The organism is Bifidobacterium tissieri (assembly GCF_002259645.1).
GTDB classification, from domain to species: domain Bacteria; phylum Actinomycetota; class Actinomycetes; order Actinomycetales; family Bifidobacteriaceae; genus Galliscardovia; species Galliscardovia tissieri.
In genome coordinates this window covers 257,754-283,920 of sequence record NZ_MWWV01000003.1, presented here as the reverse complement: position 1 = coordinate 283,920, position 26,167 = coordinate 257,754, and the positions used below count along the sequence as shown (strand labels likewise).

Sequence of the window (26,167 nt, the reverse complement as noted above, 5' to 3'; positions counted from 1 at the left end):
CTTACTTCTCCTCAGTCTTCTCGGATTCCGCGGGAGCCTCGGAGATGCCGAGCTCGCGCTCACGCAGAACCGTGTACATGCGGGCGATGTCACGCTTCACGGCCTTGAGACGCGAAGTGTTGTCGAGCTGACCGGTCGCGTTCTGGAAGCGCAGGTTGAACAGCTCTTCCTTGGAGGTCTTCAGGGCCTCTTCGATCTCCGCGTTGGTCTTAGCGTTGAGATTCTGAATGGTGTAATCAGCGGTACCGACTGCCATCAGTTGTCACCACCTTCACGAGCAATGATCCTGCACTTCATGGGGAGCTTGTCCACGGCGCGGCGCAGAGCCTCGCGTGCGACTTCCTCCGAGACACCGCCGATTTCGAACATCACGCGGCCCGGACGCACGTTGGCGATCCAGAACTCCGGGGTGCCCTTACCGGAACCCATTCGGGTACCGAGCGGCTTCTTGGTGAGCGGACGATCCGGGAAGATCGTGATCCACACACGACCGCCACGCTTGATGTAACGGGTCATGGCGATACGAGCTGCCTCGATCTGGCGGTTGGTCACGTAAGCCGGAGCCAGCGCCTGGATACCGAAATCGCCGAAAGCGATCTCGTTGCCGCCCTTGGACATGCCCTTACGGACAGGACGGTGCTGCTTGCGATATTTAGTCCTCTTCGGAATAAGCATCTGGGTTACTCCTTTGCTTCCGTGGCGGGAACGGCTTCCTTGGCCTCGGCCTGAGCCGGAGCGGCCTTGGCCTGGGCGTTGTTGCGGGAGCCACGACGCGGACGGCGGTCACCGCGGCGACCACGGCCGTTGTTCTGCTGAGCCTGCTGCTCCTCGAACTCACGCTCGGTCATGTCGCCCTTGTAGATCCACACCTTCACGCCGATGCGGCCGTAGGTGGTGCGAGCTTCGAAGAAGCCGTAGTCGATGAGGGCGCGCAGCGTCTGCAGCGGCACACGACCTTCGCGGTAGAACTCCGAACGGCTCATTTCAGCGCCGCCGAGACGGCCGGAGAGCTTGATTCGGATACCCTTGGCACCGGCGCGCATGGCATCCTGCTGGGCCTTGCGCATGGCGCGACGGAAGGTCACGCGGTTGGTGAGCTGCTCGGCGATGCCCTGAGCCACGAGCTGGGCATCGATGGCGGCGTTCTTGACCTCGAAGATGTTGAGCTGGACCTGCTTGCCAGTCAGCTTCTCGAGCTTGGCGCGGACCTTGTCGGCCTCGGCGCCACGACGACCGATGACGATACCCGGACGAGCGGTGTGGATGTCCACACGCACGCGGTCGCGAGTGCGCTCGATCACGATGCGGGAAACGCCCGCACGCTCAAGATCGGCGTTCAGAGCCTTGCGGATCTTGTCGTCTTCGAGAACGAAGTCACTGTAACGCTCACCGGCCTTGTTGGAATCGGAGAACCAACGGCTGCGGTGGGATTCGGTCACGCCCAGACGGTACCCAAACGGGTTGATCTTCTGACCCATTATCGGGCTCCTTCCTTGTCGGCGACGATAACCGTGATGTGGCTGGTGCGCTTGTTGATGCGAGCGGCACGGCCCTGGGCACGTGCGCGGAATCGCTTCATGGTAACGCCCTCGTCGACGAACGTTTCCTTAACCACCAGATCGTTCTCGCGGAACGCTTCGCCGGCCTTGTCGGCCTTCACGCGGGCGTTGGCGATGGCGCTCTCCAGAACCTTGCGGACCGGAAGGGCCGCGTCCTGCGGAGCGAACTTGAGGATGGTCACCGCTTCGGTCGCCTGCTTGCCTCGGATGAGGTCGACGACGCGGCGAGCCTTGCGCGGCGTCACGCGGACGTGACGAGCGATTGCTTTAGCTTCCATAACGTCTTTACTCTCCTCGCCTTTAGCGGCGTGCCTTCTTGTCGTCCTTCACGTGACCCTTGAAGGTGCGCGTGGGGGCGAACTCACCGAGCTTATGACCGACCATGGCCTCGGTGACGAACACCGGGACGTGCTTGCGGCCATCGTGGACTGCGAACGTGTGTCCGATGAAATCAGGGGTGATCATCGAACGGCGGGACCACGTCTTGATGACGTTCTTGGTGCCCTTCTCGTTCTGCTCGTCGACCTTCTTCTGCAAATGGGCGTCGACGAAGGGGCCCTTCTTGATGCTACGAGTCATCTTTTCGACACTCCCTTACTTGCGGTTCTTGCCGGACGGACGACGACGAACAATCATCTTGTTCGAAGCCTTCTTCGGGCGACGAGTACGAACCTCGCCCTTGCCCCACGGAGACACCGGCGGCTTGCCACCACGAGTACGACCACCGTGCGGGTGATCGACCGGGTTCATGGACTCACCACGGGTGATCGGGCGCTTGCCCATCCAGCGGGCACGACCGGCCTTACCGAGCTCGATGTTGGCGTGCTCGGAGTTGCCCACCTCACCGACGGTTGCACGGCAGCGAGCGTCGACGTTACGGATTTCTCCGGACGGCATACGCAGCTGGGCGTAGGCACCGTCCTTGGCGACGAGCTGCACGGCGGCACCGGCGGAGCGGGCGATCTTCGCGCCACCCAGCGGGCGCAGCTCGATGGCGTGCACCACGGTACCGGTCGGGATGTTCTTCAGCGGCAGGTTGTTGCCCGGCTTGATATCGGCGTTCTCGCCGGTCTCTATGCGGTCACCCTGCTTGACGCCCTCGGGGGCGATGATGTAACGCTTCTCGCCATCTGCGTAGTGCAGCAGGGCGATGCGAGCGGAACGGTTCGGATCGTATTCGATCTCGGCGACCTTGGCGGGCACGCCGTCCTTGTCCCAGCGACGGAAGTCGATGAGACGGTACTGGCGCTTGTGACCGCCGCCGCGATGGCGGGAGGTCATGCGGCCGTAGGAGTTACGACCACCGGTCTTGCTCAGCTTGCGGACCAGCGACTTCTCAGGCGTGGAACGCGTGATCTCGGAGAAATCCGAAACGGAGGCGTTGCGACGGCCTGCAGACGTCGGCTTGTATGTACGGATAGCCATAATTTAGTTCCTAACTTTCTCGGCTAGCCTTCAGTTACCAAAGATGTCGATGGTCTGGCCCTCGGCGACGGTAACGATGGCGCGCTTCTCGTTCACGCGCTGGCCGAAGCCTGCACGGGTACGGACGCGCTTGCCGGCGCGGTTGAGGGTGTTGACGTTCGTCACCTTGACATTGAAGATCTGCTCGATAGCCTGCTTGATCTGCACCTTGTTCGCGTTCGGGGCCACCACGAAGGTGTACTGGCCCATGTCGGAGTTGGCGTAGCTCTTCTCAGAGACGACAGGCTTGATGATGATGTCGTGTGCGGGCTTGTGAATTGCTGCCATTGGAATCAGGCCTCCTTCTCAGCCTTGCCGGTCTTCGCGGCAACAAAAGCCTCGAAGCCTTCCTTGGTGAAGACGACGTCCTCAGCGGTCACCACATCATAGGTGTTGAGCTGATCGGCGAAGATGGGGTGCACGTAGGCGAGGTTGCGGACCGACAGCCACTCGTTGATGTTCTCGCGGGAGAACACGATGGTGGTGAAGCGGTTCGCGACGACCGGATCCAGAACGGCCTTGGCGGCCTTGGTGGACGGGGTCTCGCCGATGCCGAAGTTCACGACATGCACGCGACCGGCGTTGGCGCGATCGGAGAGCATGTAGCGAAGGGCGGCGGCCTTCATCTTCTTGGGGGTGCGCTGCGAGTAATCGCGCGGCTGCGGACCGTGGGCGATGGCGCCGTGAGCCCACTGCGGGGCGCGGATGGAGCCCTGACGAGCACGACCGGTGCCCTTCTGCTTCCACGGCTTCTTGCCACCGCCGGAGATCTTCGCACGGTTCTTCGTGGCGTGAGTGCCCTGACGGGCGGCCGCGAGCTGTGCGATGACAACCTGGTGCACCAGCGGAATGTGGTTGCGCACTTCCTCAGCGGAAATGCCGAACAGTTCCTCAGGAGCTTCGACGGTGCCGTTCTGGCCTTCAGCGCTAGTGATGTTCAGAGAAATAGCCATGATGATCAGGCTCCCTTCACTGCGGAACGAACCACGACGATAGCGCCCTTGGGGCCGGGGATGGCGCCCTTGATGGCGATGATGCCGTTCTCGACGTCAGAGGAGACGACGGTCAGGTTCAGCGTGGTGTTGGTGACATGGCCCATACGACCGGCCATGCGCTTGCCCTTGAGGATGCGGCCCGGGGTGGCGCATGCACCGACGGAGCCGGGACGGCGCTCGTTCTTGTGAGAACCGTGAGTACGGCGGTAGGACTTGAATCCCCAACGCTTGATGGTACCGGCGAAGCCCTTACCCTTGGTGGTGCCGGTGACGTCGACCTTGGAGCCCTCGGCGAACACCTCGGCGGTCAGCTCCTGGCCCGGCTGGAAGTCTTCAGCTTCCTCCGTGCGGAACTCCACCAGGTGACGACGCGGGGTCACACCGGCCTTGGCGAAGTGACCGGCGAGCGGCTTGGTCACCTTGGTCGGATCGATCTGGCCGTAGCCGATCTGCACGGCCTTGTAGCCGTCGGTTTCCTCGGTCTTAACAGCCGTAACCACGTTGGTGGAGACATCCACCAGCGTGACGGGCACGAAGAAGCCGTTTTCGTCCCACACCTGAGACATGCCGAGCTTCTTGCCCAGCAGCGCGTTCTTGATGTTGTTGCTCATGACGGTCCCCTCCTCCCTTACAGCTTGATCTCGATGTTCACGTCCGCCGGCAGGTCGAGACGCATCAGAGAGTCGACAGCCTTAGGCGTCGGGTCAACGATGTCAATGAGGCGCTTGTGGGTGCGCATCTCGAAGTGCTCGCGGGAATCCTTGTACTTGTGAGGAGAACGGATAACGACAAACACGTTCTTCTCGGTCGGCAGAGGAACCGGGCCAACTACGGTTGCGCCCGCGTTCGTGACCGTCTCGACGATTTTCTTCGCCGACTGGTCGATGACCTCATGGTCATAGGACTTAAGCCTGATGCGGATTTTCTGTCCCGCCATTGCCGTCCGCCCTTTCTTGCGAATTTCTTGACTATTACCAGCCTGTTTCTCTAGGGCACGTCAAGGCGCGGCCCACTTCGGAATCCCTTCCCATGAAGCGGCCTAACCGTATCAGTGCATGGCCATGCGAAAACCCATTCAAATGTGTGGATCTCCGTGCCATGCTCGCTTTTGAATAAACAATTTTGCGAGCCCAAAAACAGGCAACTTCTTTATTAAAGCACAAACCCTGCCCTAGGAAAATCCGGGCGTGTCGCGCCCGGATTTGCCGCATTCCCATCAGGCTCCGCGATCCGCCGGGATCGCTCCACCTGAGCCTACTCGACAGTCCACCGGACTGTCTCCCAACGGCTCAGCAGACGTGTCGCACGCCCTCATGCTTGATTTTCCAAGGCCTCGCGCTCGTCAATCGCGCTCGCATCGCCTACGGACAATCCACCGGATCGTCCGCTTCACGGCTTAGCGGTACTATTCGGCCCGACCACCGTCATCTGTCCAAGATATCTGTTGAAGTCCTCGGGACTGAAATTATCTGTCATCTGAATATTACCTAACCTCGATCTAGGCATATTTGAACAGATCTGAGTGCTTCACAATATCAATCCGGCCTATTCCGGCATCGGAGCGCATAAGTAATCTATAGATAATAAGGCCCCGGACGACCCATCCACACTTCCGGGCGTTACACGACTTTCCAAGTCCGCACATCTCAACCGAGATGTCCGGACACCATCCCAAGCGCAGGATCATTCCCCAGGTGTGCCCTAGCCGATCCGGGCATATCAAGACCTTAATCGGTATCCCCGGATCACAATGCCGACATCGAGCACCGATCTGGAAGGTCCAGGACCGCAAAACGACATACCCGCATCGGGCACACCAAGGAAAGGATTCTTCCTATGCCGCACTTCCCGGTGCAGCAGGACAGATTCTTAGGTGTGCTCTACCACCGATCTGGGTTTTTCAGGACAGAAATCTGTGTATACCCGGACACCCGGCCACGTCAGGGAATGATTCCCATGCGACCATCACACATCTCCGGGTATATCCGGACATCAATCTGGGTATATCAAGACATGAATCTGGGTATACCGGGACTGGTGTCTGGGTATACCCGGACACCAGCCCAACCTTCTGGGTCAAACCTGTCGAATATCTCTGGGTCAAACCGGGTCATAACAACGAATCTGGGTAAAACCATGTCATGAGGAGGGGGAATGTGGTGTCTTCGTGACATGGTTATGCCCAGAACCGTCTGCAGATACCATCCCGGACGAGTCTGGACCGGTTAGGGAATATGGCCTACGGTTGGGGACATGTCAGATTCCGCAGCCAACGCTCAGAACCAGAACCCGCCGGCACAGCCGTCACTCCCGCAGCCGTCACACCATAAGCCGAGTACACCCAAACCACTCAAACCACTCACCGTACGCGACTGGATTCCATCGCAGCCGGGAGCCTGGGCCATGGCGATCATCCCCGCACTGGCCGGCGTGGTGCTCGCCGGAGCAAACGTCACCACCATCTGGCTGTTGATCTGTTGGATACTCTGTTATTGCGTGCAATACACGACCGCACGTTGGCTCAAATCCCGGTATTCACGCCGATATCTGCCGCCAACGATCCTGTATACGGCGGTTCTTGCCGTGATCGGTATACCGTTCGTCATCGCGCATCCAGATGTCCTGCTGTGGGCACCCCCGCTCGCTGTGCTCGCCCTATTGTCATTCGTGGCCGCAAAACGTCGTCAGGAACGCTCGATCTGGGCGAACATCGTCGTCATACTCGCCGCCTGCTGCATGACCGTCATCATCTGCTGGATCGGTCCCGCGGCACCCAACGGCTCGTCATGGACGAGTCTGGTCGCCAGTCAATGGACATCTCCCCCATTGCCGGCGGACGGAATGATCGCCGCGCTCATCCTCGCTCTCTATGAATTCGGATCTGTGCTGTTCGTCAAAACCATGATCCGCGAGCGCGGCAATCGCGCGTATCTGTTCGCGTCTTGGATATGGCATATGTGTCTCGTCGTCGGAGGATTCCTGACCGACCCATGGCTGTGCGGCATGGGTCTGATGCTGCTGGCCCGTTCGATTATTCTTCCGTTGGTCGATCGACGACGGAAGACGAAACCCGTCATCGTGGGCATGACCGAACTCGTCACCATTCTCATGACCTTTGTCGTGGTGATCATTACCGTCCCTGCGATGGTCGGCTGATATACGATTCTGCGGTCCGAAACATCCGTCCATGACGTCTCTCCTTGCATGCGCCAACTACTACGAAGTGAATGGGGATGCCGAGATCGACCGGACCATTTCATGTCTGGCAGCAGACATGCCGCCGTTATTTGAGGGGGGATGGATCAACGTCATGAACAGTCTGCTGAAATTCCCCCGGCGCATCAGTCCTAGGATCTCGATCATTCCAGACATAATCCGAGATATCTGAACACCGATCTGGGGATGTCCAGACACCGATCTGGATGTATCAGGAATAGAGATCGAGATTATACGGGATATATGCAGGACAAGAGCTTGGGTATATCCGGATATGCGGTCGGATCAAAAAGAGATTCTGGACGGCCGTCTCGTGCATCTGAGTATATGAGCACTGGAGTCTTGGTATTTCGGGACAGCGGTCTGGGTATATCAGGACAGGAATCTGGGTGTTCCAAGACATCGCTCTGGGTATACCGAGACAGGAATCTGGGCATAACCGGACATCAACCCAACCTTCTGGGTCAACCCGGTCGAATATCTCTGGGCCAAACCGGCTCATAACAACGAATCTGGGTATAACCATGTCACGAAGACACCGATTCCCCTCTCTTCATGACATGGTTATACCCAGACCGGCGTGCAGAGCCCGCACGGAGACCCCGCAGAGACCTGCGGGACCCACATTCGACCACATTCGTTGATTGTGCTGGACTTTTCGACGCCTACGCCGATATCGTCGGCGGCATGAGAACGAACAGCAAACTCAACAGGCTCCTCAGCGAGGCGGAAGCCAACAGACTCTGCATCTGGAGCACCAGTGACACGCAACGCCGCATGTTGCAACGACGGGAAGCCGCCGGAGAACTCGTCCGCGTCGGAATACGGTGCTTCGCACGTACGGAATACTGGCAGCAGTTGCCGCACATCGAACGATTCCGGCACCACATCCGCACACTGGCAAGGATCCACCCCCGTTGGGTCTTCGGCGGCCCGACTGCAGCGGTCATGCACGGCATCTGCGATTCGCTACGTCAGATGAAGGAAATACACCGAGTCATGCCGGTCAACGCCATGGTCCGCAGCAACCACATCATGCACAATCACTACCTCCGATCCGACGAACACGTCATAGTGGACGACGTACGCGTGACCACACTCGGCAGAACGATGTTCGACTGCGCTCGCTGGCTGACGTTTCCCGACGCGCTGCCAATAATCGAATCGGCATTGCGACAGCGAATCATCACACTGGACGAATTGCATCGCATATTCCGCAGCGAAGAGGGACGCAGTCGCCGACGCGCTCTGCATGCACTGCAGTACGCGTCCGGCAGGACCGAGAACGGCGGCGAGGCATACGCGTTGGCCGTAATGATCGAGGAGGGATTCACACCACCGCAGTTACAGGTGGCAATGCCATGCGTCAACGAAAACGGGAATCCTGATCGCGTCGATTTCTTCTGGCGGACGGGCGACGGGCGGTCCATCGTCGCCGAACTCGACGGGCGGATCAAATATCGCGACGAAACGATGTACCGCAATGGCAGTCTGCCCGACACGATCATCGCTGAGAAGGAACGGGAGGAACGTATTCGTATGACAGTGACCTCAATGGTGAGGTTCTCGTTCGTCGAGGCGTATCGACGGACCGATCTTGTACGGAAACTGGAGTGGGCGGGTGTACCCCGCGTCACGGATTCCGCGGTTTCCACGGATGTCATCGTTTGACACGATTGGCGACGGAACCGTTGATTCCAACAGCCCGGCCGTCGATGATGCAAGAATGGCGATGACACAGGTCGGGGCAGATAAATACAAGTCAGATAAATGCAGATAGACACAAGTCAGGCACAAGCCAGATAGACACAAATCAAATAGACACAGAACAGGCACAAGTACGGATCCAGATTGGAAGTCAGGCCTTCAGGACACACCCCTCATCGTGTGGAACGGGGTGGACCGGAATCGGGCATTCGTCGTAGGGTTGGAATGTGACACAATCCCATGCTTCGAACATCAAGCCGATCACCGAACGCGACGCCAACGTGCTGTACCAGCACGGCACGCTCGCGCAACTCGTCCCCGGGCTGCTGGAGGGCACCACCACGATCGGCGAGCTGCTCACCCACGGCGATACCGGCATCGGTACCGGTGAAGGGTTGGACGGCGAGCTGATCATCCTCGACGGCGTGGCCTACAAGGTGGGGCAAAGCGGCAAAGCGGAAATCGTACCCGACGATTTCACGTTGCCGTTCGCCAGCGTGCATCGTGCCGCGTTCCAATACCAGTGCGAGCGGGCCGATATCGGTCTGGAGGAGCTCAACAAGAGGATCGTGGCGGCCAATGGCAGGGCGAACACGTTCTTCTCCGTGATTGTGCGTGGCACATTCAGTTTCATCAAGACGCGTGCCGTGATCAAGCAGCAGGCCCCCTACCCTACGCTGGAGCAGGTGGCCGACCAGCAGGCCATGTTCCTCGGACACGACGTGAAGGGCACCATGCTCGGGTACTTTTCGCCGCTCATGTTCAATGGCGCGGCCGTGGCCGGCTTCCACGAGCATTTCCTGTCCGACGACCATTCGATCGGCGGTCATGTGCTTGATGCCGTGCTCGAGCGCGGTGAAATCCTCAGTCAGGTGTTCGATACGCTGGTGCAGCATCTGCCGGTGGATGATCCGGATTATCGCAGCCATGATTTTTCGAACGATCCGATCGCCGCGGCACTGGCCAAGGCCGAACGGGAACCGCGGCGCGAGGATGTGAATTAGACGTTTCCGGCAAGCCCGACACGGTTGACACGACGGTATCCAGATTCAGCATGCCGTCGGTCATTGTGCAGTCGTTCCATATGCATGTTCCTCCCTTGTCGCGTGACATGGTAGGAAAAAACTGCCCAGCGGTTCAATGCAGTGGCTTGCGGCGCGTATGCGGGAAGAAGACATGACTGGCCATACGGCGCAACGGTCGTTCAGACTTGTCATCATGCGGTTTTCCAGCAAACGGGATAGTTTCATGCTGGCGGCACAATCACGACGGCACTGATACTTTTTTGCACACTAGTGCAGAAACACGTTTCACGTGAAACAGTCACGCAAATATGTTTGTTGACAGTTCTCGACCACACCGTCGACACCGCAAATAGAACGTCCCGTTATCCCTGCTCTGCTGGAACAGGGATAACGGGACGTCGTATTCAGTAGCCCGGCGATCATCACCATCGCGCAGGGCCACACAAATGCCATGACAGAGCCACGGCCGGGTCATCGCCTTACATGGTTTTCGTCAGCGCGACGAGCGCAATACCGACGACCACGAATACCAGACCGACGGATATGGAGATCTTCTCCTTGCGCGTCTTGCGTTCATGCAGGAACACCATGCCGCCGATCGTGGAGATAATGAGTCCCATCTGCGACATCGGGAAGCTGATGGCCACGCCGAGTCGACTGTTGGAGATCATGAGGATGAGATTGCCGATGGCCCACAGCATGCCCGGAATTATGAGCAGAAGGGTCCGCTTGGAACGCTTGCCCGGCTCGCGGATGCCGATGACGAGGCCGCCGACGAACATACCCACCGCCTGCGGGAGCATCGCGTCGAACGAATTGATCGAAAACAGCTGGATGACCGCGACATAGGCGATGAAGCTCAACGAGGATATGGTGATGACCGTCAGTCCGGTAATCATATTGTTCGCGCGGCTGTCGTCGCCGACAGTGCCGTCGGCACCGCGCCGTTCCACATATGACGTGAACACCACACCGACGATGAACAGTGCGATCGCGATGAATCCAACTGTCTTCGCTTCAGCGGACGCCCAGTCGCCGAGGAAGAGCACGCCAACAAGACTGGTGCCGATCAGCTGCTCGCCGGTGGAGATCGGCATGGTGCTGGACACACCGATCTCCTTGAATCCGCAGATCTGCCCGTAGTTGCCGATGGACCAGAAAATACCTGACAGGAAGCTGATCAGCACTGTGAGCAGTGTGTAATGATGCGGAACAAATGGAAATGCAATCAACGCAAATACGAGACATCCGATGGTGACGCCAAATGTCTGATGTCGTGATGTTCCGCCGATCACCGGCAGAATCAGCGCGTAGATGCCCCATACCAACGAGGGCGTTGCGGCCAGTACAAGATCCATGATTCGGTTCCCATTCCCTGATTTTAATCGTTCTCATAACGCTTCGGGACGATTATAAAAACAGCACTGCATATGTTTACAGACGGGTGTGAAAAGCATCCGGCATATGGCCGTTCCGCACACGACACGCAACATACGGCACGCGGCCCACAACAACACATGACACACGAAAAGCAAAAAGGTCTCTTGGAATCATTGGATTCCAAGAGACCTTCAATGCTACGAATGCTGCTTGAACGCTGAATGTTCAGCCGAGGACATCATCGGCAGTCAGCTTCAATCAGCCGCCTCGGCAGCTCCTTTCACGCCGGCGAATCTCGTTCGGCGTGAAAGGCTGGAACTCAGTCGCGCTGGGAGGCTTCCTCGACGGCCCTGAGACCTTCGCGTTCCACGCGCTTGGCGTGGCCCTCGGCCTGGGAGACGCCGTAGTAGGCGGCGATGGCGATGTCCTTCATGTCCTCGATCATCGGGATGCGCGGGTTGGCCGGGGTGCACTGGTCCTCGTAGGCGCGCATGCCGATCTGCTCAAGCACGCTCCAGAAGTACTCTTCGTCAACGCCGGCGGCCTTGAAGGAGCGATCCATTCCAAGCTTGTTATCGCGGTAGTCCTCGACGGCGCGGGCCAGGTTCTCGACGCCCTCCTCCGGAGTGCGGCCGGGATCGATGCCAAGGTTCTTGGCGATCTCCTGGTAGCGCTGCGGGGCCACGTACTTGTTGTACTTCGGCCAGCTGGTCGGCTCGTCCGGGATCTGGCCGTTGTAGCGGATCACGTACGGCAGCAGGATGGAGTTGGTGCGACCATGGGCGATGTGGCACAGCGCGCCGATGGTGTGCGCCATGCCGTGGCACATACCGAGGAACGCGGAACCGAACGCCATGCCGGCCATGGTGGCGGCGTTGTGCATCTTCTCCTGAGCCAGCGGGTTGGATGCGCCTTCCTTCACGGAGGTCTCCAGATTGTCCCAGATCAGCTTGGCGGCGTGCAGGGCCATGCCGTCGGTGAAGTCGTTGGCGTACACGGAGACGTAGGCCTCGAAGGAGTGGGTCAGGGCGTCGAAGCCGGAATCGGAGGCCAGCTTGCGCGGCTGGGTGCGGGCGAGCACCGGATCGACGATGGCCACGGACGGGGTCAGCGCGTAGTCGGTGATCGGGTACTTGTAGCCGGTCTTGTGATCGGTGATCACAGCGAACGGCGTGACCTCGGAGCCGGTTCCGGAGGAGGTCGGGATGCACACCAGGCGGGCCTTCTTGCCAAGCTCGGGCAGCTTGAACGCACGCTTACGGATATCGAAGAACTTCTCGCGGATATCGGAGAACTCGATTTCCGGGTGCTCGTACAGCAGCCACATGATCTTGGCGGCATCCATCGGGGAACCACCGCCGATGGCGATGATGGTGTCGGGCTGGAACTCGTCACGCATCATGGCGGCGCCACGCTCGACGGTGTCGACGGAGGGCTCCGGCTCGACGTAGTCGATGATGCGGTAGTCGACGTGGTTCGGACGCAGACGCAGCTGCTGAATGGCCTTCTCCACCACGCCGAGGTCGAGCATGACCTTGTCGCAGACGATGACGACGCGGTTCACGTCGCCCATGTCGCGCAGGTACTTGATCGCATTCGGCTCGAAGTAGGTCTTGGCCGGGATCTTGAACCACTGCATGTTGTTGTTCCTCCGAGCGACACGCTTGATGTTGATGAGGTTGACGGCCTGGACGTTGCCGGAGACGGAGTTGCCGCCGTAGGAGCCGCAGCCGAGGGTCAGCGACGGGGCGATGGCGTTGTAGATGTCGCCGATGCCACCGAGGGAGCTCGGGGAGTTCCAGATGATGCGGCAGGCGTGCATGCGGTTGCCGTACTCGTTGACCAGATCCTGATCGTTGGTGTGGATCGCCGCGGTGTGGCCTGCGCCGTGCTGCAGCATCTTCTCGCACATCTCGAAGGCGTCTTCCTTGTTGTCGGAACGCAGGAAGGCCTGGACCGGAGCGAGCTTCTCCATGGTCAGCGGCTCCATCTCGCCGACTTCCTTGCACTCGGCGGCGAGGATGGTGGCATCCTCCGGAATCTCGAATCCGGCGGCGTGGGCGATGAACTGCGGGGACTTGCCCGGGACCACGGAGTTGAGCTTGGTCTTCTGGCCCTCGTACTCGTAGGCGGTGACGCCGAACATGTACTTCTCCAGCTTGGCCTTCTCCTCGGCGTTGACGAAGTAGGCCTTGCGGCGCTTCATCTCGGCGAGCAGCGGCTCATACACGGACTTGTCGGCGATCACGGCCTGCTCGGTGGCGCAGATCATGCCGTAGTCGAAATGCTTGGACAGCACCAGATCGTTGGCGGTGCGCACGATGTCGGCGTCCGGGGCCACGTAGGCGGGAGCGTTGCCGGCACCCACGCCGAGGGCGGGCTTGCCGGAGGTGTAGGCTGCCTTGACCATGCCGGGACCACCGGTGGCGAGGATGGTGGCGATGCCGGGGTGCTTCATAAGCGCGCCGGTCGCGTCGATGGACGGGTGCTCGATCCACTGGATGCAGTCCTCGGGGGCGCCGGCCGCGATGGCGGCGTCACGCACGATGCGAGCGGCTTCCACGGAGCTCTTCTGTGCGCCGGGGTGGAAACCGAAGACGATCGGGCAGCGGGTCTTCAGTGCGATAAGGGACTTGAAAATGGCGGTGGAGGTGGGGTTGGTGACCGGGGTGACGCCGGCGACCACGCCGACGGGCTCGGCGATCTCGGTGATGCCTTCGACGTCGTCCTCGCGAATGATGCCGACGGTGCGCTGGCGGGCGAGGTGGTTGGTGACGTGCTCACAGGCGAAGATGTTCTTGGTGGCCTTGTCCTCCACCAGACCACGGCCGGTCTCCTCAACCGCCAGCTTGGCAAGCACGAGGTGCTTGTTCAGCGCTGCGATGGAGGCCTTGGCCACGATGCGGTCAACCTGCTTCTGGTCGAGCTGCTCGAACTTGTCGAGAGCGACCAGCGCCTTCTTGACAAGGGTGTCGACCTCCTGCTCGGCAGGGGTCATGTCAGAGACCTGGGATGCGACGGGAGCGGCTTCCGCCTTCTTGGATGCGACCACGTGTCCTCCTTGATCGGGTATCCAAAACTTCATGCTTGATGCGGGCACACGGCCGGATCAATGGCCGGGTGCGATGTGTGTACCGACCCGAAAAAGGGCGCAAAAGATCACAAAACTGATGTTCGTTTTGCGGACGTTTTCGGATTACATCACATCCGAAGATGTGATGTACCTCACGATAACATCTCCGATCACAACACGCCAACCAGAACGGCAAAGTTTTATAAAAGTGTTTTCAAAAAGCGATGAAGTCACCATGACCATTACATAAAAACGTTGGAATTTCAACGTTTAAAAACTGACAATCCCCTATCGCCCGTAAGACATTCAACAACTGACACCCGCGTGTCGTCCCGTAATCCCGTATCGTGATCGAAACGGGGATAATTGAAGTATGGAAAAGACATCTTTGCATCGGTATGCCACACGACCAGGCATGTTCCTTACGGATGAGGGAGGAGCAGACGCCGTGGTCTGGTCCGACACCGCCGACCAGGTGTGGCTCAGCGTGATCGAGTCCCTGGATCAGCCGAGTGACTTCTACGACGTCGCCACCGAACTGCCCAAGAATTCGACCATGCCGTTCCACGAACAGATCCGACAGTTCCCCGTCTGCTCACGCATCCTCGAAAAACAGTACTGCCGTGAAACACTCTTCCGTATGAAGGGCCCCAACTACGGCATGTGGTACGTGCACCTGCCCAAAGCGCGACCCGGTATGCGATACGGATATCGCGCGGACGGCACCTGGGCCCCCAAGCGCGGCGTGCAGTTCAACCCCTACAAGTTCCTGCTTGACCCCTACGCCAAAGGCATCGAAGGAAACCTTGACATCGGTCCCGAGATCTTCCCCTACGAATGCACCGTGACCAACGGCCACGTCGACGGTGCCTACGACGGCGCGATGAGCACGCTCGACTCGCTCGGCCATATGCCCTACTCCGTGGTCATCGACGACCGTGACATCCACAAGCACGAGGGCGATCCCGAACACCCGCACGTGCCGTGGAGCAAAACCGTGGTCTACGAATTGCACGTCAAGGGCTTCACCAAGAACGCCCCCTGGCTGGACAAGGAACTGCGCGGCACCTACGCCGGACTCGCCCACCCCACCACCATCGCCTATCTGCAGAACCTCGGCATCACCTCGGTGGAACTGCTGCCCATCTTCGCCAAGCAGACCGAGATCGGGCTCGCCGAACGCGGGGTCGTCAACTACTGGGGATACTCAACGCTCGGCTACTTCTCGCCGGAACCGTCGTACGCCACCGAGACCGCACAACGCAAAGGTGCCGCGGCCGTACGCCAGGAGGTCATCGACATGGTCCGTGCGCTGCACGCCGGCGGCATCGAGGTCATTCTCGACGTGGTGTACAACCACACATGCGAAGGCGCGTTGGACGGCCCATCCCTCAGCTGGCGCGGACTGGACGCCGTCAGCTACTACTGCCGCAGAGGCGACAACCCGGGCATGCTCGTCGATACCACCGGCTGCGGCAACACGCTCGACTTCACCAACACCCGCGTGATCAACTATGCGGTGGACTCACTGCGCTACTGGGCCAAGCGCATCGGCGTGGACGGATTCCGATTCGACCTCGGCGCCTCGCTGGCACGACTCGAAGGCACATTCAGTCGCCATCATCCCTTCCTGTACGCACTGCGCAGCGACCCGATCCTCGGCAATCTCAAGATGATCATGGAGCCGTGGGACATCGGCGAAGGCGGATGGAGAACCGGACAGTTCGGCGTACCGTTCGCCGAATGGAACGATCATTTCCGCGATTCCACCCGCCGGTTCTGGCTCACCGACGTCGACAGCCTCTCCCGCGGGCACAGCAACAGCATCGGCATGCAGGAGATGGCCACGCGACTGTGCGGCTCCGCCGATCTCTTCGCCACCGAGCCCGGGCGCGGCGCGATCGCATCGATCAACTTCGTCTCCTGCCACGACGGATTCACCGTCACCGATCTCACCCGATACTCGACCAAGCACAACGAGGCGAACGGCGAGGACAACCGCGACGGTTCCAACGTGAACCATTCCGTGAACTTCGGCGTGGAAGGCCCCAGCGACGATCCTGAAATCGATGCCAAACGAGAGCGCGCGGCCATGAACATGATCGCCACCGTGCTGATGAGTCTGGGAACGCCCATGCTGCTTGCCGGCGACGAATTCCGCAACACCCAGTACGGCAACAACAACGCCTACTGTCAAGACAGCAACATCGGCTGGCTCGACTGGGATTGGCTGTATTCCACCAAGCGCACCCCACAGCTCAAACGCCTTGAGCTCACACACGACCTGATCGCGCTCCGCAAATCCATCGATCAGTACCATCACGAGGAGTTCTTCACCAGACTTTCCATGCTCGGTCTGCCCAAACCGTCAAGTCATGTGAAATGGTTCCTGCCCGACGGCACCACACCGATGGAACACGACTGGTTCAATAATGCGCAACGCAGCTTCACCATGCGTCTGGTCTCCGATGAAGTGCCGGACGTGGCCATCGTGGTCAACGGCATCGACGAAGAAACCGAATTCACACTGCCGCCGGACTGCGAGTGGCGCATGATGTGGAGTTCCGGAGAAGTGGATGGAACGTCACCGATCCATCTCAGCGAGAACGATGGCGTCGACGAGGCGTTCGATCAGTACTCGGCCCGTGCGCGCAAGGCGACGAACGAGGAGAACGACATCGTCACATGGACACAGACCGTGCCTACAGGAAGCATCCAGAGGTTGGTGCAGCAACGCAACAAGCCAGCGGATGGCGGCCATGACCAGTTCGATCAGAGCGATCAACAGGGACGAGATCACGATATCAACGAACGGATGCGCGAAACCGGACGACAGTCGCAGCGTACGACCGGCAATGAATCGTATAGCGACAGCACGGGCAACGGCAACAGCACGGGCAACGGCAACAGCACGGGCAACGGCGACGATCAGCGCGAGAATGATCCTTGGCTGGTCACCGGACTATCGATCAGCATGTTCCAGCAGATCGGCAATGGTAATCGGGAAATCATCAGCTGGTCTCGAAGCAGATTCGACTGACGACCGACCGCGACCGTAAACGTCGCAATCACCAGTAGCAATACGGAAAACCCCTGTACTCCATACGGAATACAGGGGTTTTCCATTGCTGGGCGCCGTGTGACCACACCAGTGCGCGGCCACACAGGCAATTCCGCAAGCTTTAGCGCTTGGAGAACTGCGGGGCGCGACGAGCCTTGTGCAGACCGGCCTTCTTGCGTTCCACCGCACGGGCGTCACGGGTCAGGAAGCCAGCCTTCTTCAGAGCGGCGCGGTTGGCGTCGCGATCGATGGCGTTCAGAGCGCGAGCCACGCCGAGGCGGATGGCGCCGGCCTGACCGGTGATGCCACCACCGTCAACGAGGACGATCACGTCGAACTTGCCCTCGAGCTTCAGCAGCACGATCGGAGAGTTCACCTCACGCTGCTGGATCTTGCCGGGGAAGTGCTCTTCCAGCGTGCGACCGTTGATGGTCCACTTGCCGGTGCCGGGAACCAGACGCACGCGGGCGACGGCTTCCTTACGACGACCGGTGCCGTAGCCCGGAGCGATCGTGGAAGTGCCGGTGCCAGCACCAGCGTTGGTCTCGGAAGTGTACTCAGTGAGCTCCGTCTCGGTCTCCTGGACCGCGGAAGTGTTTTCAGCCATAATCGGTTACTCCTTCTTTCGGTCCTAGATCACTTAGCCTGCTGAGAGATCTGGGAGATCTCGTACTGGACGGGCTGCTGGCCGGCGTGCGGGTGCTCCGGGCCGGTATAGATGCGCAGACGATCGAGCTGCACCTTGGCGAGGCGGTTCTTCGGGAGCATGCCCTTGACCGCGGCCTTGATCATGCGAGCCGGATCCTTCTCGAGCAGCTCACCGTAGGAATCGGAGCGCAGGCCACCCGGGAAACCGGAGTGCATGTACAGGTTCTTGCCCAGCTTGTTGCCGGACAGGGCGATCTTCTCGGCGTTGACGATGACAACGAAGTTGCCGCCGTCGGCGTGAGGAGCATACGTCGGCTTGTTCTTGCCGCGCAGCAGGTTGGCGACGGTGGTCGCGAGACGGCCGAGCACCACGTCGGTGGCGTCGATGACGTACCACTCGTGAGTCAGATCGTTAGCCTTCGGAGTGAAAGTTTTCACGATATACCTTTTCTGTCTATTGTGTTCCGGGCAATCGTGGACTGGTCAGATCCGTCATGCCTCATTATCCGTGGGCTCCCTGAAAGTCCTAATGGCGAGTGGGACAGCGCTTTGAAGGACCCCTGGGAAACACAACAATCAATTAGCATACCGCGTTTTTCGAGTTCGTCAAAATCGCATTGACCTCACGACACGCCGGTGATTTCGGTGTAAAGCCGCTCCAGACGGGACTGTCTGACTGCCTTGTCGAGTTCGCATTCCCACACCACAATCACCCGCCACCCCATGGCCTCGAGTTCGGCGTGCTGACGTCGGTCGCGTTCACGATTCCGGGTGAGCTTGGCGGTCCAGAACTCCACGTTCGACTTGGGCATCGTATGTTTGGAACACCCGTCATGCATATGCCAGAAACAGCCGTTGACGAACACGACGGTATGCCATTTTGGCAGTACGACATCCGGATGACCGGGATATCGTCGATCGTTCTTACGGAATCGCAGGCCGCGGGAGAACAGATACCGGCGGACCATCACCTCAATCGAGGTGTCCTTGCCGCGGATGTGCGACATCGTATAGCTGCGGGTGCCGCGTTCGTATTTCTCGGTTCCGCCCCGTACGGACGAAGGCGGTGCCCCGGCCTTCGCGGCCTTGCGGGTCACCGCCTTCGTCGATCGAACAGAACGATTGGGCTTGGAGCTCACTTCTCGCCGCGCATCACAGCCGCAAGGGACTGCACACGCGCGTTGGAGAACAGCTCCTCCACACTCACCACATGACCGTCGCCATCGGCAAGCGGGATACGCCAGTTCGGGTATTCGTTGTTCGTGCCAGGCTGGTTCTGTGTGCGCTTCTCCCCCACGCCGTCCGTGACGGTGGCGCACAGCAGCTTCGACGGGGATGCACACAGGGCGCGATGCATGCCTTCGATCAGGTCCTGCTCGTGCTCGGCCTCGTTGTTCAGCCATCCACGCTTGATAAAGCCACCATCGGCGAGCATGGAGAGCAAGGCGTCGTGCTCGCGCTTGGCATCGGCCATGAACTCCTCTTCGCTGCCGGCGAGCAGATGGAGCTGATTGCGCAGCTTCACGTGCTCGTAGGTGAGGTAGCCGGCGGTCGGCGGGATGTCGTGCGTGGTCACCGAGGCGAGGGTAAGCGGACGCCAGTCCTGCGGACGACGGAACTTGCCGTCACGCTGCTCGAACCATTCGATGGCACAACCCAGCAGACCGTGCTCGGCCAGCGAATGCGCCATATACTCGGGCACCACGCCAAGATCCTCACCTACCACGACGCCATGCGCACGCGTGGCTTCAAGGGCCAGAATACCCAGCATGACCGCGGAGTCGTAGTACACGTAGGTGCCCTGCTTGGCGCTACGGCCTTCGGGGATCCACCACAGGCGGAACAGACCGATGGCATGGTCAATGCGCACGCCACCGGCATGGGCGAACATGCCGGCCACGATATCGCGATAGGCCTTGTAGCCGGTGGCTGCCAGATAGTTCGGGTTAAGCGGCGGCTGGCTCCAGTTCTGTCCCTGCTGGTTGTAGAAGTCCGGCGGCGCGCCCACGGTGGCACCATACGCGAATCGCTCCGGATTCCACCACACGTCGGAACCGTACGGGTGCACGCCAACGGCCATGTCGCTCATCAGGCCGATCGTCATATTCGCATCGTAGGCGGTCTGCTGTGCATCGGCCAGCTGCTCATCCGCGATCCACTCCAGCCAGCGGTAGAAGTCCAGCGTATCGGGGTACTGGCTACGCAGCTGGGCGACCTCGTCCGAGTTCCGGTTGAAGCTCTTGATCCACGATCCGGGCTTGCCGGTGGGTGCGCCCCACTTGTCGTAGGCCAGACACCAGGTGGCGTATCCTTCGAGATCCTCGCCGGCCTTGGCCTTGTATGCATCGAACTCCTGCTGGCGCTCCGGAGTGCGACCGGCCTTGAAAATCGTCCACAGTGCCGGCATCTTGGCGTTCCACATGGCATCGCGGTCGATCTTATCGGCGTTCTGGTTCAGCTCCGCAACGGTCTCGTGCAGACGGTCGATCTCGGCCTTGGCCTCGTTCGACAGTTCCGCGTATTCGGGTACGCTCTGCGGATTGATGTACGTGAAATTGACGAACCTGCGCGAGATCGGCAGATACGGGGACGGCGTCAGCGGCGTGCACGGCTCGCCGGCATGCACCGGGTTGATGAGCATGAAGTCGGCGCCGGTCTTCTCCTTAGAATCGCGCAGCATGGTCTTGAGATCGGCGAAATCACCCACACCCCACGAATTGCGCGAGCGCACGGAGTAGAACTGTGCCATCCAGCCCCACAGGTGGCCGGTCTTCATCGGGTCAAGCAGTTCGATCTTCGCCGGGGCGCTGATCAGCGTAGACTCCTCGGTGCGGCCGCCCACCGTGACGGTCAGCGTGTGGTAGCCGAGCGGCACATCAGCCGGGATCACCAGCGCGGAATTGACGATGAACCGATCGCCGACCGGCTGGGCTATGGCACCGTCGCCTGCCACACATTTGATCGGTTCGGGATATTCGGTGCCATCCTCAAGCACAAGTTTGGCCGACGGCACGTCGAACACTTCGTTGTTGACCTTGACTCGGCTTTCCTGACCCGCGATGTGCAGCAACGTTGCCGGCACAAGACGGCTGTAACGCTCGGCGCTGGCCTTGCGCAGGGAGTCGAGGACGGCCTCGTTGGTCGAGGCGTCAACACCAAGACTTCGCAGCACATCGACCAGGACGTCATCGTCAATCTCGACGTATTCACCTTGCTGGCCGACGTAGAACGTGGCCACACCCTTCATCTTCGCCAACTGAATCAGCGGGCGCGACAGGCGTTCTTGGGATTCTTCTCGCTGTTCCATAGTTTCAGCTTAACCCCGAAATCGCGGTTACATCGTTTGACATTCCGTTTTTACCCGTTGGATACGGGTTTTTTACCGTCCATTGTCGTTGGTGGCGTTTCGTCGTTCCACGGCGTGCCGAACCTCTTCGGAGGGATCATCGGCCAGACGGGCGAGCGTGTCCGCGCCGGTGTTGGGATTCAACGCCACCGCCCGACGGATCATCGACGTGAGCACGGCCGGGCCGGACATGTCGTCGTCCACACCGAAGCGGGAAAGATAGTCGAGAATATCAGCGCCGTTGCGCGTGTCTTCGGCGCCTTCCATACGCATCTTCCACGACGTGTTCGGATTGCGTAGCGCCACATCGCGGATCTCATCGACGTCGTCCTTGGTCAGTCGGCCCACCAGCCAGTTCTTGTCGGCCTTGTTTCTGGCCACCGCCTCACGCACGGACGGATCGGGATCCACGCTGAGTTTGACGAGGACGTTCGGGAACGGCATGGTCTCGGCGAGGAACACACGATCCGCCACATCGGTGTGCAGATTGCCGGCAACAGCCTCAAGCAGTGCGGTGGCGCGGGAGAACGCGGCGGCATCGCCGCGGTCGGGCAGCGGACGACGAGCGAACTCGCCCAGTTCGGCCGGATCGTCGGAATGGCGAAGCCGTTCGTAGGTGACGGTGAGCGGCTCGTGTTCGGCGGCGTCATGAGCGTCCTGTGCTGACGTGTTCTGTGCGGGCGCATCAGGTACGGACGTGTCAGGGGCAGACGTGTCAGGGACGGAAGCGCTCTGCTCGGGCTGTACTGGCTGCGGGGTTTCTTCGGTCATGGGCATCCAGCTTAGCCGCGGTCCGCGATGGGACGGTTGAAACTGCCGCGACGCTCCACCAGCACGGTGGCGTTGAACGTCTCCACCACGCGTGATTCGAATTCCCCGACCGACGGCTGCGGCACGGAGACCATCATGGTCACGCAGTCGGTGAACTCCTCGTCATCCACCGTTCCGTCCAACTGCGCGACGATCTGTCGCATCATGGCCAACTGCGGATACTCCACCACGGTTTCGTACTGCGTGCACGGGATGATGTTCGCCCCCTGCGCGGCCTTCACCGCCAGCGATGCCGCCGACGAATACGCACGGATCAGACCGCCGGAACCCAGCAGGATGCCGCCGAAATATCGGGTCACGCACACCACACAGTCGGTCAGACCGCCCTGACGCAGCACGTCAAGAATCGGCTTGCCTGCGGTACCGCTCGGCTCGCCGTCATCACTCATCCGCTCCCCCAGACGGCCGTCGGAACCGCCCCACATGGCGGCGAACGCCACGTGACGAGCCTTGGGATGCTGGTCACGGATCGTCTGCACGAACGACAACGCCTCGTCCTGCGAATCGATGTGGCAGGCGTCGCCGATGAATTCGGATTTCTTCTCCACCAGCGAGTCGTGTGCCGGCGAATCGGGAGTATTGAGAATCGTGCGCATAGTGATGACTTTCGTTGGGGCAGATGACGGACATCCTGAGCGGTGGATGCCCGAGATGGCGTTCTGAGCGACGGTGTTCTGAGTGATGGATGCCGTGAGTATGTGAGTGACGGATTCGTGGGAGCGCTGGCTGTACGGCGTCCTCGATCGCGTACGACACAAGAGTAACGAATCGCGGGATTCTGGACTCTTAGTCGTTTAGACGATTGACGTTTAGACGATTAGACGATGTTGTACGATTCTCCGTCAAGGAACGCGACGACGGATCGGATGTTCTGATCGACGATGCCGGCGAGCGCCTTGTCGCTGCGCCACGCCACATGCGGGGTGAGTACGGTGTTGGGGCAGTCGCGCAGGGGTGCGTCGTCGGGCAGCGGTTCGGGGTCGAATACGTCGAGGCCGGCGAAGATGTCGCCGTTGTTGAGTCGTCGTTCGAGTGCGCCCTGTTCGACGAGTTCGGCGCGGGCGGTGTTGAGGAAGATGGCGCCAGGATGCAGCATGTCGAGGTGACGGGCGGTGATGATGCCGCGCGTGGCGTCGTTGAGTGCCAGATGCGGGCTGACCACGTCGGCCTTGGCGAAGACGTCATCGATGCTGTCCGCCCGTTCGACACCGAGTCGGTCAAGCGTTTCGGTGTCGGGGTGGCGCGCCCAGACGATCAGTTTCATACCAAGGCCGTGGGCGAGTTCGGCCACACGATGACCGATGCCGCCGAACCCGACGATTCCCATGGTCATGCCACCGATTTCGGTGATGTCGGAGCCAGGCCATCCCTGAGCTCGGGTGCGCACGTCGAGCCGTCCCGCCTTGTGGGTGATTTCGAACAGCAGCGCGATGGTGTGTTCGGCCACGGCGTTGTCGCCGTAATGTACGGCATTGCAGACCATGATGTCGAGATCGTGGGCATGGTTGACGTCGACGAAATTGGCGACGCCCGTGCCTCCGAAGGTGAGGCAACGCAACGTCGGTGCCAGCGCATCAAGCATGGCGTTGTTGAAATGAATGCCGGTGGTCATGGCAACGTTCGCATTCTCAAGACGGGCCATGATCTCGTCGAGGTCAAGCGTCATATCGGTATGCATACGGACGCGGGCCTTGGTGGCGATGACGTCGAGACCGCGTTCAAGGTAGGGGGCCATCGAGGGGAAACAGGCGGGGATCACCACCAGTGGTAGATCAGTATGCTCCATGTTCCGTTCGATGATCATTGGACCCCCTTTTCATGTGGCCGGTAACCGTTGTCAGTCTATCCACCAGGGTGTCCGATCGTTAACTGTTCGAGTGGATGGATGCGGTGGGATTGCGATGAGACGGCAACGAGACGGACGCCGGAGATGCATGTTCACGAATTGGGGTGCGCATATTAGTTGGGATGCGCTCACGAATTGGGTGGCATACCGGGGATGTCATGAACCACGTTGCGATCACGGTACCGTACGCGTGATGTCGTGATTTCGGGTATCATGCCAAACGGCTTTTCACAACTGAACGACACGCCCACGGAATGCCGTTTTTGAGAAATGTCCATGACGCAGGAAAAAACGGCATGTTCATTTCACTCAACAATGTGAGCAATAACATCCGCATGGTGACGGCAAACCCATTCGAACTCACAATGTGAGACTTCGTTCACTTATGTTCTGTTGGCGCGATACGCCGACTACCCACCCCTGTCCTCCCATCACAACGTCCACATAGCGGCACAAAAAAGCGATATTGTGAGATGCGGAGATGGCGGACAACGGCGTACCTCCATCCCCGCTCACTTGTTGATCGGGGTCGGTTCACGCCAACGTCGTCATATGCGCTGCTATATCGGCAACCAAACGACCGATTTCCCAGCCGCGCGCGTCCAAGGCATCTTCGACAATCAGCGGACGACCAATCCTTGAAATCCAGCTCCCCGTCGTATCCAGCTTCCAACCACGTCAATCGTCGAATATGTCAGGTCGGAGGATTCCTCAGTCATATAGACATGCCGTATTTCGCAAAATCCACAACCCGTGATACAGTATTGATCTGTTGCGCTCAGGCGAGCGCGACGGAGTGATGCCTGAGTGGCCGAAAGGGGCACCCTGCTAAGGTGTTAACTGCGCAAGCGGTTCGGGGGTTCGAATCCCCCTCACTCCGCCACCGAGGGATTCGCGGTTGCTCGCGGATCCCTTTTTTCATGCCGATTTCGGGGCTTATAGGCCAAAATGTGGGCTTATAGGCCAAAATGTGTGTCTGGTGGTCTAGTCGTTGGATGGCCAGTCGACCCGGGTGTGGAAGTCGTTCCAGTCGATGCCGGTGCCGTGGCGCATGGGGATGCCGAACGTCTCGTATCGGCCCTGCGGGCAGCGATATCAATAACGGCAAAGTGGGCCTTGCTGATGCCGCGTGGCAGAGAATGGGATTCAGAAGCGAAAATGCATTGCGTACCATTCGGATTGGCAGAGAATGCTGTACATGGTGATATTTACATTCCCTGCCACGGAAAAAGCGGGAATATCGACGATTCATAGTGAAATCGGTCGGAAGCAGCTGCAATCTGGCACGAAAATACGCTTTAGGCATCACGATTCCATGGCAGAGAACACCGAAATACGATGCTATTCCATTCCATGCCACGGCGATCTGGCACACTACGCCGATTCCAACCGAAAACACATTCCGTACCACGATTCCATGGCAGAGAACGCATATTCACACGCCACAGCAATTTCCTGCCACAAGACCTGGCAGAGAACACAAATCCAAGCCCCACGCACGTTCTCTGCCACGAGAATTAGCGGGGCGGAACGACAATCAGGACGCTTCAGGGGTCGGTACAACAAGCGTCCCCCGTCTGCACCGGAAACCGCCCACACGCTCACACGGCCCACTTCCAATCAAACACACCACTTCCAATTGAATACACACATCCCTCGCACGCATCACACGCACACCACCACGCACGCCACCAAGCAGTAACCGTCGCTCCCCAACCGTCTCTCACACTCGTCGAAACCATACCACCGGAGTAACTCACGCACCTTCCCTTCTCTCACAACCACCCCTTGCGTTCAATGGGAGTGTCTCGGGGGCTGTCTCTTTAAGTGTGGGGAGTGTCTCGGTAAGTGTGTAACTGGAATTGGTCGCATGCGCACGTCGGATGTGCACTGGATCGGGTTTCCTACTGCGGGTTCGTCTCGGATGTCCGTCGGATACGCAGCGAAGCACGTCCTTCAGTGCGGGTTTGTCGTATATGGATGTCGAATACGCAGTAAAACGTGCCCCCTAGTGCG

General features: G+C 59.6%; 23 protein-coding genes and 1 tRNA gene. 5 read left to right on the top strand and 19 right to left on the bottom strand.

Annotation, left to right across the window (positions count from 1 at the left end; translation table 11 throughout):
* Window position 1: 1 nt before the first annotated feature.
* Genes rpmC through rpsJ form a run of 10 tightly spaced genes read right to left on the bottom strand, consistent with a single transcriptional unit; the run spans window position 2 to window position 4,955 of the window.
* Window positions 2-256 (bottom strand): 50S ribosomal protein L29, encoded by a 255-nt coding sequence (gene rpmC / locus BTIS_RS02705; protein ID WP_094662405.1) that lies wholly within the window; start codon window positions 254-256, stop codon window positions 2-4.
* The gene (rplP, locus tag BTIS_RS02700) at window positions 256-675 is read right to left on the bottom strand and encodes a 50S ribosomal protein L16 (RefSeq protein ID WP_094662403.1); all 420 of its coding nucleotides are present in this window, start codon (window positions 673-675) and stop codon (window positions 256-258) included. The genes rpmC and rplP overlap by 1 nt, the downstream gene beginning before the upstream one ends.
* A 5-nt stretch (window positions 676-680) precedes the next feature.
* Complete coding sequence (rpsC, locus tag BTIS_RS02695; protein ID WP_094662401.1) at window positions 681-1,478, bottom strand: 30S ribosomal protein S3; 798 nt, start codon at window positions 1,476-1,478, stop codon at window positions 681-683.
* Entirely contained in the window at window positions 1,478-1,837 is a 360-nt protein-coding gene (gene rplV, locus BTIS_RS02690) for a 50S ribosomal protein L22 (protein ID WP_094662399.1), read from the bottom strand. Before rplV ends, rpsC begins: the two co-directional genes overlap by 1 nt.
* Window positions 1,838-1,859: 22 nt before the next feature.
* Window positions 1,860-2,138: a 30S ribosomal protein S19 gene (gene rpsS, locus BTIS_RS02685; protein WP_033490666.1), complete on the bottom strand. Its 279-nt coding sequence runs from the start codon at window positions 2,136-2,138 to the stop codon at window positions 1,860-1,862.
* A gap of 15 nt (window positions 2,139-2,153) precedes the next feature.
* Window positions 2,154-2,984 carry a 50S ribosomal protein L2 gene (gene rplB / locus BTIS_RS02680; protein WP_094662397.1) on the bottom strand — a complete coding sequence of 277 codons (831 nt, stop codon included), beginning with the start codon at window positions 2,982-2,984 and terminating at the stop codon, window positions 2,154-2,156.
* Window positions 2,985-3,014: 30 nt separating this feature from the next.
* A complete protein-coding gene (rplW, locus tag BTIS_RS02675; protein WP_094662395.1) occupies window positions 3,015-3,311 on the bottom strand; it encodes a 50S ribosomal protein L23 in 297 nt (98 codons plus the stop codon).
* Window positions 3,312-3,316: 5 nt separating this feature from the next.
* Complete coding sequence (gene rplD, locus BTIS_RS02670) at window positions 3,317-3,976, bottom strand: 50S ribosomal protein L4 (RefSeq protein WP_375137741.1); 660 nt, start codon at window positions 3,974-3,976, stop codon at window positions 3,317-3,319.
* A 5-nt stretch (window positions 3,977-3,981) separates the two neighbouring features.
* A complete protein-coding gene (gene rplC / locus BTIS_RS02665; protein ID WP_094662391.1) occupies window positions 3,982-4,629 on the bottom strand; it encodes a 50S ribosomal protein L3 in 648 nt (215 codons plus the stop codon).
* A 17-nt stretch (window positions 4,630-4,646) separates the two neighbouring features.
* The gene (gene rpsJ / locus BTIS_RS02660; RefSeq protein ID WP_006288664.1) at window positions 4,647-4,955 is read right to left on the bottom strand and encodes a 30S ribosomal protein S10; all 309 of its coding nucleotides are present in this window, start codon (window positions 4,953-4,955) and stop codon (window positions 4,647-4,649) included.
* A 1,316-nt stretch (window positions 4,956-6,271) separates the two neighbouring features.
* Between rpsJ and BTIS_RS02655 the strand changes: the two genes are divergently transcribed.
* The 3 genes from BTIS_RS02655 to budA all read left to right on the top strand — a co-directional run bounded on the left by BTIS_RS02655 (window position 6,272) and on the right by budA (window position 9,945).
* On the top strand, window positions 6,272-7,174 hold the full coding sequence (locus BTIS_RS02655) for a YwiC-like family protein (protein WP_094662389.1): 903 nt from the start codon (window positions 6,272-6,274) through the stop codon (window positions 7,172-7,174).
* A 747-nt stretch (window positions 7,175-7,921) separates the two neighbouring features.
* Window positions 7,922-8,905 (top strand): hypothetical protein, encoded by a 984-nt coding sequence (locus BTIS_RS02650; RefSeq protein ID WP_143248844.1) that lies wholly within the window; start codon window positions 7,922-7,924, stop codon window positions 8,903-8,905.
* A gap of 263 nt (window positions 8,906-9,168) precedes the next feature.
* Window positions 9,169-9,945 carry an acetolactate decarboxylase gene (gene budA / locus BTIS_RS02645; protein WP_094662385.1) on the top strand — a complete coding sequence of 259 codons (777 nt, stop codon included), beginning with the start codon at window positions 9,169-9,171 and terminating at the stop codon, window positions 9,943-9,945.
* 500 nt (window positions 9,946-10,445) lie between these two features.
* On the opposite strand, the gene BTIS_RS02640 is transcribed toward budA, so the two are convergent.
* The gene (locus BTIS_RS02640; protein WP_094662383.1) at window positions 10,446-11,324 is read right to left on the bottom strand and encodes a GRP family sugar transporter; all 879 of its coding nucleotides are present in this window, start codon (window positions 11,322-11,324) and stop codon (window positions 10,446-10,448) included.
* 341 nt (window positions 11,325-11,665) lie between these two features.
* Window positions 11,666-14,398 carry a bifunctional acetaldehyde-CoA/alcohol dehydrogenase gene (gene adhE / locus BTIS_RS02635; RefSeq protein ID WP_223848126.1) on the bottom strand — a complete coding sequence of 911 codons (2,733 nt, stop codon included), beginning with the start codon at window positions 14,396-14,398 and terminating at the stop codon, window positions 11,666-11,668.
* A 394-nt stretch (window positions 14,399-14,792) separates the two neighbouring features.
* On the opposite strand from adhE, the gene glgX reads away from it, so the two are divergent.
* Window positions 14,793-17,459: a glycogen debranching protein GlgX gene (gene glgX / locus BTIS_RS02630; protein WP_094662381.1), complete on the top strand. Its 2,667-nt coding sequence runs from the start codon at window positions 14,793-14,795 to the stop codon at window positions 17,457-17,459.
* A gap of 142 nt (window positions 17,460-17,601) precedes the next feature.
* Here glgX and rpsI read toward each other — a convergent pair whose 3' ends face one another.
* The 7 genes from rpsI to BTIS_RS02595 form a co-directional block, all read right to left on the bottom strand.
* Entirely contained in the window at window positions 17,602-18,087 is a 486-nt protein-coding gene (rpsI, locus tag BTIS_RS02625; protein WP_094662379.1) for a 30S ribosomal protein S9, read from the bottom strand.
* A gap of 29 nt (window positions 18,088-18,116) precedes the next feature.
* Window positions 18,117-18,566, bottom strand: coding sequence for a 50S ribosomal protein L13 (gene rplM / locus BTIS_RS02620; RefSeq protein WP_094662377.1), 450 nt, complete (start codon window positions 18,564-18,566; stop codon window positions 18,117-18,119).
* A 185-nt stretch (window positions 18,567-18,751) separates the two neighbouring features.
* Complete coding sequence (locus BTIS_RS02615) at window positions 18,752-19,225, bottom strand: very short patch repair endonuclease (protein ID WP_258185485.1); 474 nt, start codon at window positions 19,223-19,225, stop codon at window positions 18,752-18,754.
* A 38-nt stretch (window positions 19,226-19,263) separates the two neighbouring features.
* A complete protein-coding gene (malQ, locus tag BTIS_RS02610) occupies window positions 19,264-21,435 on the bottom strand; it encodes a 4-alpha-glucanotransferase (RefSeq protein WP_094662373.1) in 2,172 nt (723 codons plus the stop codon).
* 72 nt (window positions 21,436-21,507) lie between these two features.
* Window positions 21,508-22,245, bottom strand: coding sequence for an AbrB family transcriptional regulator (locus BTIS_RS02605; protein WP_094662371.1), 738 nt, complete (start codon window positions 22,243-22,245; stop codon window positions 21,508-21,510).
* An 11-nt stretch (window positions 22,246-22,256) separates the two neighbouring features.
* Window positions 22,257-22,901, bottom strand: a complete 645-nt coding sequence (locus BTIS_RS02600) for an IMPACT family protein (protein ID WP_094662369.1) — start codon at window positions 22,899-22,901, stop codon at window positions 22,257-22,259.
* A gap of 221 nt (window positions 22,902-23,122) precedes the next feature.
* Entirely contained in the window at window positions 23,123-24,109 is a 987-nt protein-coding gene (locus BTIS_RS02595; RefSeq protein ID WP_094662367.1) for an NAD(P)-dependent oxidoreductase, read from the bottom strand.
* Window positions 24,110-24,944: 835 nt separating this feature from the next.
* Here BTIS_RS02595 and BTIS_RS02590 point away from each other — a divergent pair.
* Window positions 24,945-25,034 (top strand) — tRNA-Ser (locus tag BTIS_RS02590).
* The last annotated feature ends 1,133 nt before the right edge of the window (window positions 25,035-26,167 follow it).

Excerpts from the sequence above, each read along its gene's own strand:
- rpmC (WP_094662405.1), bottom strand. The coding sequence starts at position 256 with ATGGCAGTCGGTACCGCTGATTACACCATTCAGAATCTCAACGCTAAG.
- rplP (WP_094662403.1), bottom strand. The coding sequence starts at position 675 with ATGCTTATTCCGAAGAGGACTAAATATCGCAAGCAGCACCGTCCTGTC.
- rpsC (WP_094662401.1), bottom strand. The coding sequence starts at position 1,478 with ATGGGTCAGAAGATCAACCCGTTTGGGTACCGTCTGGGCGTGACCGAA.
- rplV (WP_094662399.1), bottom strand. The coding sequence starts at position 1,837 with ATGGAAGCTAAAGCAATCGCTCGTCACGTCCGCGTGACGCCGCGCAAG.
- rpsS (WP_033490666.1), bottom strand. The coding sequence starts at position 2,138 with ATGACTCGTAGCATCAAGAAGGGCCCCTTCGTCGACGCCCATTTGCAG.
- rplB (WP_094662397.1), bottom strand. The coding sequence starts at position 2,984 with ATGGCTATCCGTACATACAAGCCGACGTCTGCAGGCCGTCGCAACGCC.
- rplW (WP_094662395.1), bottom strand. The coding sequence starts at position 3,311 with ATGGCAGCAATTCACAAGCCCGCACACGACATCATCATCAAGCCTGTC.
- rplD (WP_375137741.1), bottom strand. The coding sequence starts at position 3,976 with ATGGCTATTTCTCTGAACATCACTAGCGCTGAAGGCCAGAACGGCACC.
- rplC (WP_094662391.1), bottom strand. The coding sequence starts at position 4,629 with ATGAGCAACAACATCAAGAACGCGCTGCTGGGCAAGAAGCTCGGCATG.
- rpsJ (WP_006288664.1), bottom strand. The coding sequence starts at position 4,955 with ATGGCGGGACAGAAAATCCGCATCAGGCTTAAGTCCTATGACCATGAG.
- BTIS_RS02655 (WP_094662389.1), top strand. The coding sequence starts at position 6,272 with ATGTCAGATTCCGCAGCCAACGCTCAGAACCAGAACCCGCCGGCACAG.
- BTIS_RS02650 (WP_143248844.1), top strand. The coding sequence starts at position 7,922 with ATGAGAACGAACAGCAAACTCAACAGGCTCCTCAGCGAGGCGGAAGCC.
- BTIS_RS02640 (WP_094662383.1), bottom strand. The coding sequence starts at position 11,324 with ATGGATCTTGTACTGGCCGCAACGCCCTCGTTGGTATGGGGCATCTAC.
- glgX (WP_094662381.1), top strand. The coding sequence starts at position 14,793 with ATGGAAAAGACATCTTTGCATCGGTATGCCACACGACCAGGCATGTTC.
- rpsI (WP_094662379.1), bottom strand. The coding sequence starts at position 18,087 with ATGGCTGAAAACACTTCCGCGGTCCAGGAGACCGAGACGGAGCTCACT.
- malQ (WP_094662373.1), bottom strand. The coding sequence starts at position 21,435 with ATGGAACAGCGAGAAGAATCCCAAGAACGCCTGTCGCGCCCGCTGATT.
- BTIS_RS02605 (WP_094662371.1), bottom strand. The coding sequence starts at position 22,245 with ATGACCGAAGAAACCCCGCAGCCAGTACAGCCCGAGCAGAGCGCTTCC.
- BTIS_RS02600 (WP_094662369.1), bottom strand. The coding sequence starts at position 22,901 with ATGCGCACGATTCTCAATACTCCCGATTCGCCGGCACACGACTCGCTG.
- BTIS_RS02595 (WP_094662367.1), bottom strand. The coding sequence starts at position 24,109 with ATGATCATCGAACGGAACATGGAGCATACTGATCTACCACTGGTGGTG.